The sequence below is a fragment of the Mesorhizobium sp. M0633 genome (assembly GCF_040320645.1).
Lineage (GTDB): Bacteria > Pseudomonadota > Alphaproteobacteria > Rhizobiales > Rhizobiaceae > Mesorhizobium.
Map to the genome: position 1 here is coordinate 252,827 of NZ_JAMYQC010000002.1, position 14,539 is coordinate 267,365.

14 protein-coding genes and 1 pseudogene are annotated in these 14,539 nt (G+C 61.3%); 4 read left to right on the forward strand and 11 right to left on the reverse strand.

Features of this window, described 5'->3' with window-relative positions; translation table 11 throughout:
• Window positions 1-38: 38 nt before the first annotated feature.
• From NKI47_RS03120 to NKI47_RS03140, 5 genes are all read right to left on the reverse strand, one after another.
• Window positions 39-887, reverse strand: a complete 849-nt coding sequence (locus NKI47_RS03120; protein WP_031211878.1) for a carbohydrate ABC transporter permease — start codon at window positions 885-887, stop codon at window positions 39-41.
• Window positions 884-1,801, reverse strand: a complete 918-nt coding sequence (locus NKI47_RS03125; RefSeq protein WP_502897375.1) for a carbohydrate ABC transporter permease — start codon at window positions 1,799-1,801, stop codon at window positions 884-886. Before NKI47_RS03125 ends, NKI47_RS03120 begins: the two co-directional genes overlap by 4 nt.
• Window positions 1,802-1,820: 19 nt before the next feature.
• Window positions 1,821-2,912, reverse strand: coding sequence for an ABC transporter ATP-binding protein (locus NKI47_RS03130; protein WP_352587364.1), 1,092 nt, complete (start codon window positions 2,910-2,912; stop codon window positions 1,821-1,823).
• Window positions 2,913-2,961: 49 nt separating this feature from the next.
• A complete protein-coding gene (arfA, locus tag NKI47_RS03135) occupies window positions 2,962-4,473 on the reverse strand; it encodes an arabinosylfuranosidase ArfA (protein ID WP_352449659.1) in 1,512 nt (503 codons plus the stop codon).
• Window positions 4,474-4,657: 184 nt separating this feature from the next.
• Complete coding sequence (locus NKI47_RS03140; RefSeq protein WP_352455343.1) at window positions 4,658-5,584, reverse strand: ArsR/SmtB family transcription factor; 927 nt, start codon at window positions 5,582-5,584, stop codon at window positions 4,658-4,660.
• A 249-nt stretch (window positions 5,585-5,833) separates the two neighbouring features.
• Here NKI47_RS03140 and NKI47_RS03145 point away from each other — a divergent pair, with 249 nt between their 5' ends.
• Genes NKI47_RS03145 through NKI47_RS03160 form a run of 4 tightly spaced genes read left to right on the forward strand, consistent with a single transcriptional unit; the run spans window position 5,834 to window position 9,863 of the window.
• Window positions 5,834-6,712, forward strand: a complete 879-nt coding sequence (locus tag NKI47_RS03145; RefSeq protein WP_352587368.1) for an ABC transporter permease — start codon at window positions 5,834-5,836, stop codon at window positions 6,710-6,712.
• Window positions 6,709-7,530: an ABC transporter permease gene (locus NKI47_RS03150; RefSeq protein ID WP_023675644.1), complete on the forward strand. Its 822-nt coding sequence runs from the start codon at window positions 6,709-6,711 to the stop codon at window positions 7,528-7,530. Before NKI47_RS03145 ends, NKI47_RS03150 begins: the two co-directional genes overlap by 4 nt.
• A gap of 22 nt (window positions 7,531-7,552) precedes the next feature.
• Window positions 7,553-8,695: an extracellular solute-binding protein gene (locus NKI47_RS03155; RefSeq protein ID WP_352587371.1), complete on the forward strand. Its 1,143-nt coding sequence runs from the start codon at window positions 7,553-7,555 to the stop codon at window positions 8,693-8,695.
• Window positions 8,688-9,863, forward strand: coding sequence for an ABC transporter ATP-binding protein (locus NKI47_RS03160; RefSeq protein ID WP_352587374.1), 1,176 nt, complete (start codon window positions 8,688-8,690; stop codon window positions 9,861-9,863). Before NKI47_RS03155 ends, NKI47_RS03160 begins: the two co-directional genes overlap by 8 nt.
• 19 nt (window positions 9,864-9,882) lie before the next feature.
• Here the strand turns inward: NKI47_RS03160 and NKI47_RS03165 are convergent.
• From NKI47_RS03165 to NKI47_RS03190, 6 genes and pseudogenes are all read right to left on the reverse strand, one after another.
• Window positions 9,883-10,263: pseudogene (locus NKI47_RS03165) on the reverse strand (branched-chain amino acid ABC transporter permease); the annotation flags it as partial.
• A gap of 168 nt (window positions 10,264-10,431) precedes the next feature.
• Window positions 10,432-11,424, reverse strand: coding sequence for an ABC transporter ATP-binding protein (locus NKI47_RS03170; protein WP_352587377.1), 993 nt, complete (start codon window positions 11,422-11,424; stop codon window positions 10,432-10,434).
• The gene (locus NKI47_RS03175; protein ID WP_352587379.1) at window positions 11,421-12,446 is read right to left on the reverse strand and encodes an ABC transporter ATP-binding protein; all 1,026 of its coding nucleotides are present in this window, start codon (window positions 12,444-12,446) and stop codon (window positions 11,421-11,423) included. The genes NKI47_RS03170 and NKI47_RS03175 overlap by 4 nt, the downstream gene beginning before the upstream one ends.
• Window positions 12,436-13,227, reverse strand: a complete 792-nt coding sequence (locus NKI47_RS03180; RefSeq protein WP_352587382.1) for an ABC transporter permease — start codon at window positions 13,225-13,227, stop codon at window positions 12,436-12,438. The genes NKI47_RS03175 and NKI47_RS03180 overlap by 11 nt, the downstream gene beginning before the upstream one ends.
• Window positions 13,206-13,409 carry a hypothetical protein gene (locus NKI47_RS03185; RefSeq protein WP_352587385.1) on the reverse strand — a complete coding sequence of 68 codons (204 nt, stop codon included), beginning with the start codon at window positions 13,407-13,409 and terminating at the stop codon, window positions 13,206-13,208. Before NKI47_RS03185 ends, NKI47_RS03180 begins: the two co-directional genes overlap by 22 nt.
• The gene (locus NKI47_RS03190) at window positions 13,409-14,437 is read right to left on the reverse strand and encodes an ABC transporter permease (protein ID WP_352587388.1); all 1,029 of its coding nucleotides are present in this window, start codon (window positions 14,435-14,437) and stop codon (window positions 13,409-13,411) included. The genes NKI47_RS03185 and NKI47_RS03190 overlap by 1 nt, the downstream gene beginning before the upstream one ends.
• Window positions 14,438-14,539: the final 102 nt, after the last annotated feature.

The following is a 14,539-nucleotide window of genomic DNA, read 5'->3' on the forward strand; positions in this document are numbered from 1 at the left end:
AATCGCTGCGCATTCCCCCGGCCGTCAGGCAATCTTCGTTATCTCACCGCAGCGCCGGAGACCGCCGTGACGATGTATTTCTGGAAGAACAGGTAGACGATCAGGATCGGTGCACCGGCGAACACCGCCTGCGCCATCAGGAAGCCGATGCCTTCGGACTGGGCGAAGTTGGTCTGGGTCGAGGCCATGCCGACCGTCAGCGTGAACATGTCCTTCTTCGTCGCCGAAATCAGCGGCCAGAAGTAGTCGTTCCAGGCGCCGAGAAAGGTGAAGATGCCGAGCGTCGCCTGCGCAGGCAGCGTGAGCGGCAGAAGCACCTTCCAGAAAATTCTGAGCCGGCTGGCGTTATCGAGCATGGCGGCTTCGTCCAGCTCCTTCGGGATGGCCTTGAAATACTGGGTCATCAGGAAGACACCGAACGGAGCCGAAAGGCCCGGCAGAATGAGCCCTTGATAGGTGTTGTGGAACTTCAGCATGCTGAAGATCTGGTGACGGGCGACAAGCACGGCCTGTTCCGGGACCGCCAGACCGAACAGCACGATCACGAACAGCACGTCTCGGCCGGGGAAATTCAGCCGTGCAAAACCGTAGCCGGCGAGCGACGACAGGATCAACGTGCCGAGCGTCAATCCGCCCGAGACGATGATGCTGTTGCGCACCCAGATGAACACGGACGAGGTGCCGACGGTGTTGATGTAGTTCTTCAGCGTATAGGGCGCGTGAAACACCGAATTCGGATCGGCCATCAGCTCCGTATTGTCCTTGAGTGACAGGCCGATGACCCACAGAACCGGCGCGATCATGACGATCGAAAGCAGGATGACCAGGGCCAATAACAAATGGTCGCCAAATGCCCGGCCCTTGATGGAAGCTGCTGTGGCGCTCATGCCTGGTCTCCGCTGCTGCGTGTCACCAGGTACTGGGCCATGGCCGCGACCAGGATGAGGATGAACAGGATTTCCGATGCAGCGGCGCCCAGGCCGAGATCCCAGCGACGGAATGCGGTATCGTAGATGTAGAGCACGATCGGCTTGGTCAGGTTGTTCGGACCGCCGCGCGTCATCAGCCAGGCCTGGCCGAACAGCTGGAATTGCAGCACGATCTGGATGATGATCACCAGGATGAAGGTCCGCTTGATCGACGGCAGCGTGATCGAGCGTAGCGTCTGCCAGCGATTGGCATTGTCCAGCGCTGCCGCCTCGTAAATATCCTGTGGAATCTGCTGGAGCGCCGAGAGAAAGAGCATCATCGGCAGGCCGATACACCACCAGATGGTGGCAATGGCGATGCCGACCATCGCCAGGCTGGGATCGGAAATGAAGGCCGGAGCCGTTGCGCCGAACCATCCGTAGATCGTCGACAACAGGCCGACATTCGGAATGAAGACGATGCGCCAGATCAGCGTGACGATGGTGACCGATAGCACCGACGAGGAAAAGAACAGCGTCCGCAAAACCGCGGCAGTGCGCGTGCGGCGGTTGAGGCAAAGCGCCAGGAAAAGGCCGATCAGCGCCAGCGTCGGCACCGTCAGAAGCACGAAATAGAAGGTGTTCCAGATCGATTGCAGGAAGACCTTGTCGTGATACAGCCTGGCGTAATTGCCGAGACCGACAAAATTTCCGGACGAAAACGTGTCGGCCTTGTGGAAACTCAGCCACATCCCCCAGAGCAGCGGGAAGAGCAGCAGCGTGGTGAAGAAGAACAAGAATGGCGCAACGAAAATGACGTTTCGCCATTGCGGCGCATAGATGTCGGCGGTAGGGGCTCTGACGCCGACAGCAAGCGTCGCGGTCGGGGACATCGCCAGCCGGTCAGCCATCTCAGGCCTCCCTCGCATGCCAGGCGCGGCCGGTCTCGTTGAACAGATGCGATTTCTGGCCATCAAAGGCGAGCCCGATTCTGTCGCCGACGGCGACGCGGCTGTTGCCGGCATCCGAGCCGACGATCTGCTGGCCATCGCCCAGCCGCGCGTAGATCAGGGTGCGTTCGCCGAGGCGCTCGAGCACATCGACCACGCCGCCGGAATTGCCCTGTCCGGCGGCAACGATGCGCACGTCTTCAGAACGGATGCCGAAAGTGTACTTGCCATCGGTCAGTTGGCTGGAGGCGATCTCGGTCTGCACCGAGACGCCGTCCGCAAACCTGGCCGTGGCGTTCTCGCCGGATCTGTCAAGCGTCGCATCGACGAAGTTCATCGCTGGCGCGCCGACGAAACCCGCGACGAATTTGGTCGCCGGGCGCTCGTAGATCTCCATCGGGGTACCGATCTGGTCGATCTTGCGATTGTTCATGACGACGATGCGGTCGGCCAGCGTCATTGCCTCGACCTGGTCATGGGTGACGAAGATCATCGTCGATTGCAGCCGCTGGTGAAGCTGGGCAAGCTCGATGCGGGTGCGGGTGCGCAACGCGGCATCGAGATTGGAAAGCGGCTCGTCGAACAGAAAGGCCTTCGGCTCCTTGACGATCGCACGGCCGATGGCGACGCGCTGGCGCTGACCGCCGGAGAGCTGGCCCGGCTTGCGATCGAGCAGATGCGGCATTTCGAGGATGCGAGCGGCTTCGTTGATACGCGCCTCAATGACCTTGCCTGGTACGCCGATATTCGCAAGGCCGAAGGCCATGTTGTCGCGCACCGTCATATGCGGATAAAGCGCATAGGACTGGAACACCATCGCAATGCCGCGCTTGCCCGGCGGCAGATGATCGATGCGCTCGTTGTTGATGGCAATCTCGCCGCTATCGACAGCTTCAAGACCGGCGATCATCCGAAGAAGCGTCGATTTTCCGCAGCCGGACGGCCCCAGGAACACGATGAATTCGCGTGCCCTTATGGAGAGCGACAGATGATCCAGCACCGTCATGGCACCGAACTGCTTGCTCACGTTCCTGATCTCGATATCGGCCGTCACGTCGACGCTCCTCCTCAGCGTTTGCGCTTTCTCGATGATCCGCCTGAACTCAGAGCCTCAGGCGTATGACCTGGTAGGAATAGGCGGGCAGTGACAGGCTCAGCTTGCCGCCGGCGAGCGAGGCGCCCTCACCCTTCCTGGGGCCGACATTGCCAGGGTTTTCGGCCGAATTGACGGCTTTCAGATCGGCGTGTGCCATCACCTGGTGATCGACGATCTCCGCCGCGCCGAAGCCGGTGAGGTCGACCACTGTTTCGATTGCCTCGCTCGAATGGCGGTTGACGGCGAAGAAGGTGACGTGGCCGGTTTGCCTGTCGTGCACGCCGGCAACATCGACATAGGCGACGTCGCCCGCAACGCTGGATTTGTAGGTCGGGCTTTCCACCTTGAGATCCAGCGCATTGCCGCGACCATAGTTAGAAGCAAACAGATAGGGATAAAAAATCGTCTGCCGCCATGCCGGGCCATTCGGAACGGTCATGATCGGCGCGATGACATTGACCAGTTGTGCCAGGCAGGCGATCTTGACGACATCGGAACGGCGGATGAAGGTGTTGAGGATCAGGCCGACCTGCAGCACATCCTCGAAATTATAGATGTCTTCGAGCAACGGCGGGGCGAACGGCCAGCCGTTGCTGCCGCCGAGTATCTTCCTGTCCTGCTCCTTGGAATGGTACCAGACGTTCCATTCGTCGAACGAGATGTAGACCTGCTTGTTGGAGCGCTTCTTGGCCTTGATATACTCGATGACGCCGGCGACCGAGACAATGTAGTCGTCGAGCTTTTCGCTCATGGCGAGATAGTTCGGAGCGTCGTTGGCTTCGTTGTCGAAATACATGTGCAGCGAGATGTAGTCGACCTCGTTGTAGGTATGGTCGAGAACCGTCGCTTCCCATTCAGGGTAGGTCGGCATCTTGGCATTCGAAGAGCCGCAGACCACCAGCTCGAGTGACTTGGAGAAGGCGCGCATGGCCTTGGCCGTCTCATGCGCCAGCCGGCCATACTCGTCCGCGGTCTTGTGGCCGATCTGCCAGGGGCCATCCATTTCATTGCCGAGGCACCAGAGCTTGACGTCGAAGGGCTCCTTGCGGCCGTTGGCGATGCGCCTGTCGCTCCATTTGCTGCCGCCGGGATGGTTGGCGTACTCCAGCAGATTGCGGGCTTCGTCGAGGCCGCGCGAGCCGAGATTGACGGCAAGCATCATCTCGGTGTTGGCGGAGGTGCACCAATCGGCAAATTCATGCAGGCCGACCTCGTTGCTTTCCGATGTGTGCCAGGCGAGGTCGAGGCGCACTGGGCGCTGTTCCTTGGGGCCAATGCCGTCTTCCCAATTGTAGGCCGAGACGAAATTGCCGCCGGGATAGCGGACGATCGGAACATTGAGTTCCCTGACGAGATCGATGACGTCCTGACGCATGCCGTTGGCATCCGCTGTCGGATGGCCGGGCTCATAGATGCCGGTGTAAACTGCCCGCCCCAGATGCTCGATGAAGGATCCGTAGAGCCTCGGATCGATTTCCGAGACGACATAATGCGGATGAGCCGTAACGGCTGCCTTCATGCATTCCTCCCATCGATATCACAAACGATGATTTAAATCATCTTGCCCGATATCAAAGAGGAATTGGCAGCCCTTCGTCAAGCCAAAATACCCAAATGTAGGACAATTAGACGAACGCTTTGGCACAGCAGAAAGCCAGATAGTTGAAATTGCTGCGTTATCCTCAGAACCCGGTTTCATGATATCAACCAGTTTTGATCCTGAGCAGGATGTCCTGATCGTAATTTCCAAAGCCCTTGCCGAAAATATTGATCCCGCCAGGGCGCTTGGCGTCGTCCTTGACGCCGATACGGACGCGGATTGAATGATGGCTCTTCAGATCGAGTGCGGCGAGGCCGGTTTCGGAAATCCTGAGGCCGTCGACATAGGTGCCGTCATTGGCAATTCGCCAGTTCTTCAGCTTACCGTATTGCGAGCCCTTGAGCTTCCACCAGGAGGGCGTGAAGACGCCGCGCTTGTCGCCGAAATCCCCCGGCGACGTCCAGGTGCCGACATCGACGCCATTGATCGTCAGCGTGATGTCCGAGGGCCAATCGGCGCTGGTGCCCGGCACTTCCGAAGACAGTTCTATCGCCACTTCGAGTCCGGTGATCTCGGCATTGGCGAGCTTGGCATTGTTGGGGAACTGGTATTCGACAAAACCGCGCGTGAACCATAGCAGACCGGCTTTCATGCGGTCCGGATCAAGGAAAGTGTTCGGCACATCGAGCAAGCCGATGATGCCGTCCGGCGAACAAAGGCCGCAGGGCGCGGTAACCTCAAAGCCGGTATAAAGCCCGATCGGCATCGACACTTCGATCGCGTCGTTCTTGACCGCACGATATTCGCTCTTGAACACGACGAGCACTTCTTCGGCCGTCGGATAACAGATTTTCTGACTGCCTTTCTTCGCTTTCAGGTTCTCGGTGCGGATCAGCCCCGCATCCTCCAGCACCTGGATGTTGGTCGAGACGGTCGACTGCGGAAGCGACAGCACGGCGGCGATTTCGTTGACATTCATCGGCCCCTTCTCATGCAGCAGTTTCAGCATCGAGATCCGCGCCGAGGAGGCAAGCCCCTTGAGCACGGCAATGCCTTCCTCAGGTTCAATCACCAGAAAATTGCGACTCATGAAATTGCCCGGCCCATGTAAAATCTATATCCGAAATTACCCTGTATATCGGGATATCTGATTTAATCAATGTGCAGGCGGAACGCCGGGCAATTTGTTGAATCCGGCAGGGCGAGGGTCGCGCGGTGGCCCTGCACAGAATTTGTGCAGGAGCCATATGCAGAGTGGACACCTGAACGCCGATCGCCCAATCTAGTCCGGAGCCGAGCCCGGTGATGGCGGCTTGCACATAGAGTGGTTGGACGGGTCGTGACCAAAGGGTGGAAATTATACGATCAGCGACTGGCCTGGGTCCTCGTCGCGCCTGTGCTTTTACTGCCTACCCTGCTTCTGCTGCTGCCGATCGCGATGATGACGGTCTACACGTTTTTCACCTTCGTCACCGCGGGGGTGGAATCGGCGGTGCTGACCTTCGACAACTGGAAGGAATTCCTCACCGACAGCTACTATCACGGTTTTCTTTGGAAGACCGTTCGCGTCGGCGCCATCACCGCTGTGATCTGCGCGATCCTTGGCTATTTCCCCGCCTATTTCATCTGGGCCACGACCTTCAGGCACAAATGGCTGCTGTTGCTGCTGCTCATCGTGCCGTTCTGGATCAGCTTCACCATCCGGACATTCTCGTGGATCCATATTCTCGGCGAACAGGGGCTGATCAACGTCGTGCTCATCAGGCTGGGGGTTATCAACGAGCCGTTGCCGATGCTCTACACCGAGGGCGCCGTCATCATGGGGCTGCTGCATTTTCTGCTGCCCTATATGATCCTGAACGTCTATGTCAGCCTGGAAAGCATCGACCGCACGCTGATCGCCGCCGCCCGCTCGATGGGCTGTACCAGCGCGCAGGCGTTTCGCGAAGTGACCCTGCCGCTATCGATGCCGGGGCTGGGCGCCGGGCTGCTGCTCTGCTTCGTGCTGGCGGCCGGCTCCTATGTGACGCCGCAGCTGCTCGGCGGCAGCCGCGATGCGCTGTTCGGCAACTTGATCTACGACACCATCATGGGGCAGCTCAATTGGCCGATGGGCGCCACGCTTTCCATCGTCCTGTTCGTCCTGCTCGGCGCGGCCGCGGCCGCCTACAGCCGCTATATGGGCCTATCGCAGATCATGAAGGGCCTCAGTGCATGAGAGCGGATCATCCCAATCGCGAAGGCAGATGGGCGTGGCGGCTGACCGGCGCGATCACGGTGTGCGTCTACATCTTCATGTTTGCGCCGATCCTCGCCACGGTCGTGCTTTCCTTCAACGCCTCGATGTTCGGCGGCTTTCCCCTCACCGGCTTCAGCCTGCGATGGTACGAAAAGCTGCTCACCAACGAGCCGGTTCTCGACGCCTTCCGGACATCGATGTGGATTGCCCTGGTGACGGCAACGGTGACGACGCTGCTCGGCATCATGGCGGCATTGGCGCTGGTGCGCTTCGAGTTCCGTGGCAAGCAGGCGATCAACACGCTTGTCATTCTTCCCGCGCTGGTCCCCGAAACGATACTCGGCGTCGGCCTGCTGGTCATGATCAAAGCCGTCGACCAGCCGCGCAGCATGACGCTGCTGGTGCTCGGCCACATTCTGCTCACGCTCCCCTACGTGGTGCTGATCGTCCAGGCGCGCATGGTCGGCATAAAACGTTCCTATGAGGAGGCGGCGCTTTCGCTCGGGGCGCCGCGTGTGTCGACATTCCGCGAAATCACGCTGCCGCTGCTCATTCCCGCAGTGCTTGCCAGTGTTCTGCTCGCTTTCACCATTTCGTTCGACAACACCTCGGCCAGCCTGTTCTGGCGGCCGGCGGGCGTCGAGACCATGCCGACGCAAATCCTTTCGATGCTGAAGATCTCGATCAGCCCCGAGGTGAACGCGCTCGGAACCGTCATGATCCTTTTGACGGTCGGCATTCCCTTGGCTGGCGGGCTCGTCCTGCAAAGCCTCACCTGGTTCAAGGCAGGCAAGTGAAGATGAAAATGGGAGAATGGAAATGAAACTGACAACCACCAAACGACTGGAACGGCTCAACGAACGCTATGCCAATGGCGACATCAGCCGCCGATCGTTCCTGACGCTGACGGCCGCCGCTGCCGCCGCCACCGGGCTTTCCATGCCCTGGATGGGACGGGCGCTCGCCGCGGTTTCGGAAGTGCGCTTCGACGGATGGGGCGGCGTGGTGCAGGAGGCGATCGATAAGTACGCGTTCCAGCCTTACACCGCCAAGTCCAAGGTCAAGGTCGTCCAGGGCACCTTTGGCGACGAGAACGAGATCATCACCAAGATCAAGACGTCGAAACCAGGCGACTTCCAGATCGTCCATTCTTCCGGCGTCAACTACTATATCAAATACGTCAATGGCGGTTTCAATTCCGAGATCAACGAGGCGAACATTCCGAACATGGCGAATGTGCTGACCGCCATGATCGAGCCGTTCCGTAAGATCACGCCGAAGCTGTCGGCGGTGCCATATGATTACGGCACCACCGGCATCGCCTACAACAACAAGGTCATCTCGCCGGAAGAAGCCAAGGAAAAGGGCGCCAACCTGCTTACCGACACGAAATATGCCGGCAAGATCGGCGGCTACGCCGATATGACGACGCGCGTCTGGTATGCGGCACTGCAGATGAAACAGGACCCCAACAACATCCAGGACATGGATGCGGTCTGGGCCAAGGTTCGCGAGACCCGCGACCTGGCCAAGAAGTTCTGGAGTTCCGGCGCGGAACTCATGGACCTCCTGTCGCGAAACGAGATCGTCGTCACTGACGCCTGGTCAGGACGTGTCGCCGCCCTGCAGCAGCAGGGCCAGCCGATCGGCTATCTCGACCCTGCCGGCTCATACGCATGGATGGAGGACATGCTGGTGCTCAAGGGATCGCCGATGGCCGAATGCGAGGAGCTGATCAATTTCATGCTGGATCCGGCCACGTCGATCGCCGTCGCCGAGGGCCAGAACTATCCGCCATCGCTTGACCCGACCAAGGTGAAGCTGACCGACAAGATCGCGGCGCTTCCGGCCTTCGACCCGACTGGATCGATGAAATCGCTGACCTTCGCCGATCCGCTCTACTGGGCGAAGAACGAAGACGCCTGGACCAAGCAATGGGACAGGGTGTCGAAAGGTGCATGACGACAACAGCCACGACCAGCAGCCCCGGCCGGCTTCGGCCGGGGCTGATGGCGACCCGCTCGCCCAGAGCGAGCGGCAGCCGATAGGAAAGCCTGCGGTCGAGTTTCGCGACATCGATATTTTCTACGGCAAGTTCGCCGCTGTGCGCGATTTTTCACTGGCGATCCGCAAGGGTAGTTTCGTCACCTTGCTGGGGCCGTCCGGGTGCGGCAAGACGACGATCCTGCGCTCGATCGCGGGCCTGGTCGACATCTCCGGTGGCCAGATCTCGATCGGCGGAAAGCGGGTCGACGACATCCCGATCTACAAGCGCAACATTGGTCTGGTGTTCCAGAACTACGCGCTCTTTCCGCACAAGAACGTCTTCGACAACGTCGCATTCGGCCTGAAATACCGAAACGTGCCGAAACCGGAAATCGTGCGCCGGGTCAAGAAGGCGCTGGATATGGTGCGGCTGCCCGGCAGTGAGACAAAGCTGCCGTCGCAGCTCTCGGGCGGCCAGCAGCAACGCATCGCACTGGCCCGCGCCATCGTCTTCGAGCCGGAAGTGCTGCTGCTGGATGAGCCCTTGTCGGCGCTCGACGCCAATATGCGCGAGGACATGCGCGTCGAGATCAAGAAAATCCAGAGGGAGACGGGCATCACCGCTATCTTCGTGACGCACGACCAGGAAGAAGCCTTGTCGATGTCCGACCACATCGTCGTGATGAACGCCGGCCTGATCGAGCAGATCGGCTCTCCCGCGCAGGTCTATGACCAGCCGGCCACCGCATTCGTCGCCAATTTCCTTGGCAAGGCCAACATGCTGCCCGGCAGCGTGACAGTGATGGACGGCAAGATGGCGACGATCGCGCTGGCCAGCGGCCATGTCGTAAAGGCGGCCGCGCCGAAGGCGCTCGCGACCGGCAGCGCGGTCACCGTCGTCGTTCGCCCGCAGAAGCTTACCGTCGGTACCGCCGGTGCTGCCAACAGGCTGGCGGGACGGATCGTCTCGACCTCCTATCTCGGCGGCAATGCGGTCTACGAGATCGACATCGGCGCCGGCACGCTGGTGCGCGCCAACACGTTGATCGACGGCCAGCCGCTGCGTGAAGGCGAAGCGGTCGATGTCTGCTTCGACCCGCTGGGCTGCGTGCTTCTCGACGCGCAAGGCTTACGCATCGCCTAGCGAGGCGGAACTGAGCCGTTCAGTCTTTCGCGTCACCCTTTGGCCCGAGAAACCGCGCATAGACCTCACCGACAATACCGCGCCGGAAAACCAGCACGCAGACCATGAAGGTCAGGCCGGTGGCGATGGTCACCGGAAAGTTCGAGGTGGCGAGCGTGTTTTCCAGGCCGACGACCAGACTGGCGCCGATGATCGGCCCGGCCATGGTGCCGATGCCGCCGAGGAGCGTCATCAGGATCACCTCGCCCGACATCTGCCAGGTGACGTCGGTGAGCGTGGCAAACTGAAAAACGATCGCCTTGAGCGCGCCGGCCAGCCCGGCCAATGTTGCCGACATGACGAAAGCCGCCAGCTTGTAGTTGGCGACGGAATAGCCGAGCGAAATGGCCCGGCTCTCGTTGATGAGGCCGACCAGCAATTGGCCGAGGAATGCCTGAACGGGTATTCCGAAGATCATCGCAACATAGCGTCGGATCGTGCGGCGTCCAGATCGGCCTCTATTCTCGCCGAAGCGACGATTGCGGCTGAACGGTCCTGATCCGATATCGTTGAACGAGAATTCCCCTAGTCAACCGTCGGCGGGATGATGGCACGCGACCAGGCGGCCCTCGCCAATGCTTTGGAGAAGCGGACGGTCGCTGCGGCAGATCGGGGTGGCAGCTGGGCAACGGGTGTGGAACCGGCACCCCGAGGGTGGGTTCATCGGGCTGGGCAGATCACCCTTGAGCACCAGCCGGCCGCGCCGCGCCCGGTCGATGCTGGGTATCGGCACGGCGGAACGCAGCGCCGCGGTGTAATGGTGTCTGGGCGCCGCAAAGACCTCGTCGGTCGGCCCGCTCTCCACGATCGACCCCAGATACATCACCGCCACACGGCTCGAGATTTGACGCACCACGGAAAGATCGTGGGCGATGAACACATAGGTCAAGTTGAACTCCTCGCGCAGGTCGGCGAGCAGATTGACGATCTGCGCCTGGATCGACACGTCGAGCGCCGAGACCGGCTCGTCGGCCACGATCAGCCGTGGCCGCAGCGCCAGCGCGCGGGCGATGCCGATACGCTGGCGCTGGCCGCCGGAGAATTCGTGCGGGTAGCGCGATGCGTGCTGGGGCGACAAGTCGACCCGGCGCAGGAGCTCGGCCACGCGGTCCGCCATTTCCGATGCCGAGAGGCGTTCATGGATGCGGAACGGATCGGCCAGCAGATCGCCGACCCGCCGGCGCGGATTGAGCGAAGCGCTGGGATCCTGAAAGACCATCTGCATCTGCCGCCGCAACGGCCGAAGCTGGCGCTGGGAGGCGTCGCTGATGTCGCGGCCCTCGAATTCCAGCGACCCCGAGCTGATTTCGGTCAGACGCACCAGACACCGGCCAAGCGTGGATTTGCCGCAACCGGACTCGCCGACGATGCCGAGGGTCTCCCCGGGCCAGATGTCGAGCGACACCGTATCAACCGCATGCACGGTCCGGCGCTGCGCCGGGAAGATCGAGCGGCCGACGCTATAGCGCTTCGACAGGTCGCCGGCACGAAGCAGCGGACGTTCGCGTGGCCTGGCATTCATCGTTGCATCTCGACCACGCGGCCAGGCCTCTGGGCAGCGAATTGTCTGCGCGTAGGCTCCGGCAACAGGCACGCGGCGCGATGGCTCTCGCCTTGCATGATCGGCAGTTGAACCAGACAGGCGTCGTGGCGAAAGGCGCAGCGGGGGCTGAAGGCGCAGCCTTTCGGCAGGTTGGAGAGCGATGGCGGAATTCCCGGAATGGCAGCGAGCCGGACTGGACGTGGTCCCTCCATCGGCGGGATCGAGCCGAACAAGCCCCATGTGTAGGGATGCAGCGGCGCCCGGAACACGCTGCTCTTGCCGCCCTCCTCGACAAAGCGTCCGCCATACATCACCAGTACCCGGTCCGCGACTTCGGCGACGACGCCAAGATCGTGCGTGACCAGGATCACAGCGGAACCGAACTGGTCGCGCAATCGTCCGATCAGTTCGAGGATCTGCGCCTGCACGGTAACATCGAGGGCTGTAGTCGGTTCATCCGCGACGAGCAGCGCCGGGTTGCACGAGAGCGCCATGGCAATCACCGCGCGCTGGCGCATACCGCCGGAAAGCTGGTGCGGGTAGCTGTCGATGACCCGATCCGGATTTGCGATGCCGACCGCATCCAGCAATTGCACGGCCCTCGCCCGTACCGCTTTCGCCGACACTTTTTCATGCGCGCGGACCTGCTCGCCGATCTGGTTGCCGATCGTATGCACCGGGGTGAGCGCAGACATCGGATCCTGGAAGATCATCGCGATCTGGCGGCCGCGAATGGCATCGAGCGCACGCCGCTTGAGCCCGATCAGCTCCTGTCCCATGAAACGGATGGAACCGGAGACGATAGCGTTGGGGCTGTCGATCAACCCCATAATGGCGAGCAAGGTCTGGCTTTTGCCCGAACCGGATTCGCCGACCACACCGACGATCTCGCGCTGCTCGACGGAGAACGAAACCCCTCCCACCGCGCGCACCAGGCCCTCGTCGCTGCGGAAGGAGACGGTGAGGTCCTTGACCACCAGAAGAGGAGCATCAGCCGACATCGCGAGCCCTCGGGTCGATGAAGACGAAGACCACGTCGACGACGAAGTTTGCCATCACCACGAAGAAGGCGGCGTAGATCACCGTGGCAAGGATCATCGGCAGATCGAGCGTCTGCAGCGCCTCGTAGGTCAGTTTTCCGACGCCCTGCAGTCCGAAGACCACTTCGGTCAGCAGCGCGCCGCCACCGACCAGGGCACCGAAGTCGAGGCCGAACATGGTAACAAATGCGACCAGCGAGGTCCTGAGGCCATGATGCAGCACCACCCGCCGCTCGCCGATCCCCTTGGCTCGGGCGGTGCGGATGAAATCCTCCTGCATCATCTCGATCAGGCTGGCCCGCAGCACCCGGCCGTAGAGGCCGACATAAAGGGTTGCCAGCGTGAACCACGGAATGACGAGCGCCTTGAACCAGCCCCAGGGATTCTCGGTCAGGGGGATGTAGCCGAGCGGAGGAACCCAGGAAAACAGCCAGTTGTCGTGCCAGCGGCTTTGCGTCAGCAGGTTGGCGACCTCGCCCAGCCAGAAGACCGGGATCGACACGCCTACCAGGCTCAGGATCATCAGCGCGCGATCAATGAATGTACCGCGCGTTGCGCCTGCGATCACACCGACGATCAATCCGCCGAGCACCCACAGCACTGCCGCGCCGCCGACCAGCGACAGCGTCACGGGAATGGCGCTTATTACGGTCGGAATGACGCGCTGCCCGCGATTGACGAAGGAGGTGAGATCGCGGCTGACGAAAAGCCGGTTCATCATCAGCCCATATTGCACCGGCATGGCCGGTCGAGACCGAAATCGTGGCGCACCTGGATCAGCGTCTCTTGCGAAGCATTGCGGCCGGCAATGCGCGCCGATGGATCAGCGCCAGGCGTCGCAAAGAAGATCAGGAAAGCGACGACGCTGATACCGAACATAACCAGCACCATCTGGCCAAGCCGGAAGCTGAGCGCGGCAACCACTAGACGCCCCTCGGCGAGGATTTCGGATCGAGCGCGTCGCGCACGCCGTCGCCCAGAATGTTTAGGGCCAGCACCGTGATCACAATGGCTAGCCCCGGCGCCAGTGCCACGACCGGCCGCGAATAGAGCAGGCCCTGGCCGTCCTGGATGATCGTGCCCCAGCTGGCATCCGGCGGCTGCACGCCGATCGACAGGAACGACAGCGAGGATTCCGTCATCATGTTGAGCGCCAGGATCAACGGCACGAAAACGATGATGCGGGTCACCACATTGGGCATGATGTCGCGCAAAAGGATGCGCCAGGGCGATGCGCCAAGGCCGATCGCAGCGGTGACGAATTCGGCATGCATTAAGGTCAGGACATGGCCGCGGATCGGCCGCGCCACATAGGGCACATAGACGATGCCGATGATGAAGACCGGTAGCCACAGGCTGCCGGAGCGGATTTCGAACGGACCGACCTGGATACTCTGCGCAATCAGCACGATCGACAACGAAATCGCCAACAGGAAAATCGGAAAAGCCCAGAGCACGTCGAGAATGCGCGACAGGCCGATGTCGACGATGCCGCCGAAGAAGCCGGAAACGACCCCCAGGAATGTCGCGAGGACAAGGCACAGCACGGCTGCAGCACCCGAGATCAACAGCGAATCCCGTCCGCCGTAAAGCAGCCGCGCCGCGACGTCACGGCCCTGGTTGTCGGCACCGAGCATATAGGGGCCGATGCGCCAGGTCGGCCCGACCGGCGTCATGCCGAGGCCAAGGCCTTCGGTGGAGGGCTGCAGCACCGGCTGGGTCACCCCATCGACGACGATCTCGCCATTGAGATTGGTCACAAATGGATCGGTGCCGGAGACGTATCGCGCATAAAGCGGCGCCGCGAGCGAGGCGATCACGATGACGACGAGCACGGCGAAGGCAGATATTGCCGAACGATCGCCTTTCAGCTTGCGCCAAGCGGTGCGCCACGGGCCATCGGTGGCCCGGCGAACCGGGATGGCAGGCTGGTCCGCAATGACATTGACCATGAACAGGGTTGCCTGGGAAAATCGCGGCCTGGAAGATGCGCTGATCCGCCGGAAAAGGAAATGCGACGGAGAGCCAGCGGCACTCCGTCGCATTGGCTCCGG

What these genes read in the sequence shown, in the direction of transcription:
- NKI47_RS03125 (WP_502897375.1), bottom strand. Translation starts at nt 1,801, where the DNA reads ATGTCCCCGACCGCGACGCTTGCTGTCGGCGTCAGAGCCCCTACCGCC.
- NKI47_RS03120 (WP_031211878.1), bottom strand. Translation starts at nt 887, where the DNA reads ATGAGCGCCACAGCAGCTTCCATCAAGGGCCGGGCATTTGGCGACCAT.
- NKI47_RS03170 (WP_352587377.1), bottom strand. Translation starts at nt 11,424, where the DNA reads ATGAATGCCAGGCCACGCGAACGTCCGCTGCTTCGTGCCGGCGACCTG.
- NKI47_RS03180 (WP_352587382.1), bottom strand. Translation starts at nt 13,227, where the DNA reads ATGCCGGTGCAATATGGGCTGATGATGAACCGGCTTTTCGTCAGCCGC.
- NKI47_RS03155 (WP_352587371.1), top strand. Translation starts at nt 7,553, where the DNA reads ATGAAACTGACAACCACCAAACGACTGGAACGGCTCAACGAACGCTAT.
- NKI47_RS03150 (WP_023675644.1), top strand. Translation starts at nt 6,709, where the DNA reads ATGAGAGCGGATCATCCCAATCGCGAAGGCAGATGGGCGTGGCGGCTG.
- arfA (WP_352449659.1), bottom strand. Translation starts at nt 4,473, where the DNA reads ATGAAGGCAGCCGTTACGGCTCATCCGCATTATGTCGTCTCGGAAATC.
- NKI47_RS03190 (WP_352587388.1), bottom strand. Translation starts at nt 14,437, where the DNA reads ATGGTCAATGTCATTGCGGACCAGCCTGCCATCCCGGTTCGCCGGGCC.
- NKI47_RS03175 (WP_352587379.1), bottom strand. Translation starts at nt 12,446, where the DNA reads ATGTCGGCTGATGCTCCTCTTCTGGTGGTCAAGGACCTCACCGTCTCC.
- NKI47_RS03140 (WP_352455343.1), bottom strand. Translation starts at nt 5,584, where the DNA reads ATGAGTCGCAATTTTCTGGTGATTGAACCTGAGGAAGGCATTGCCGTG.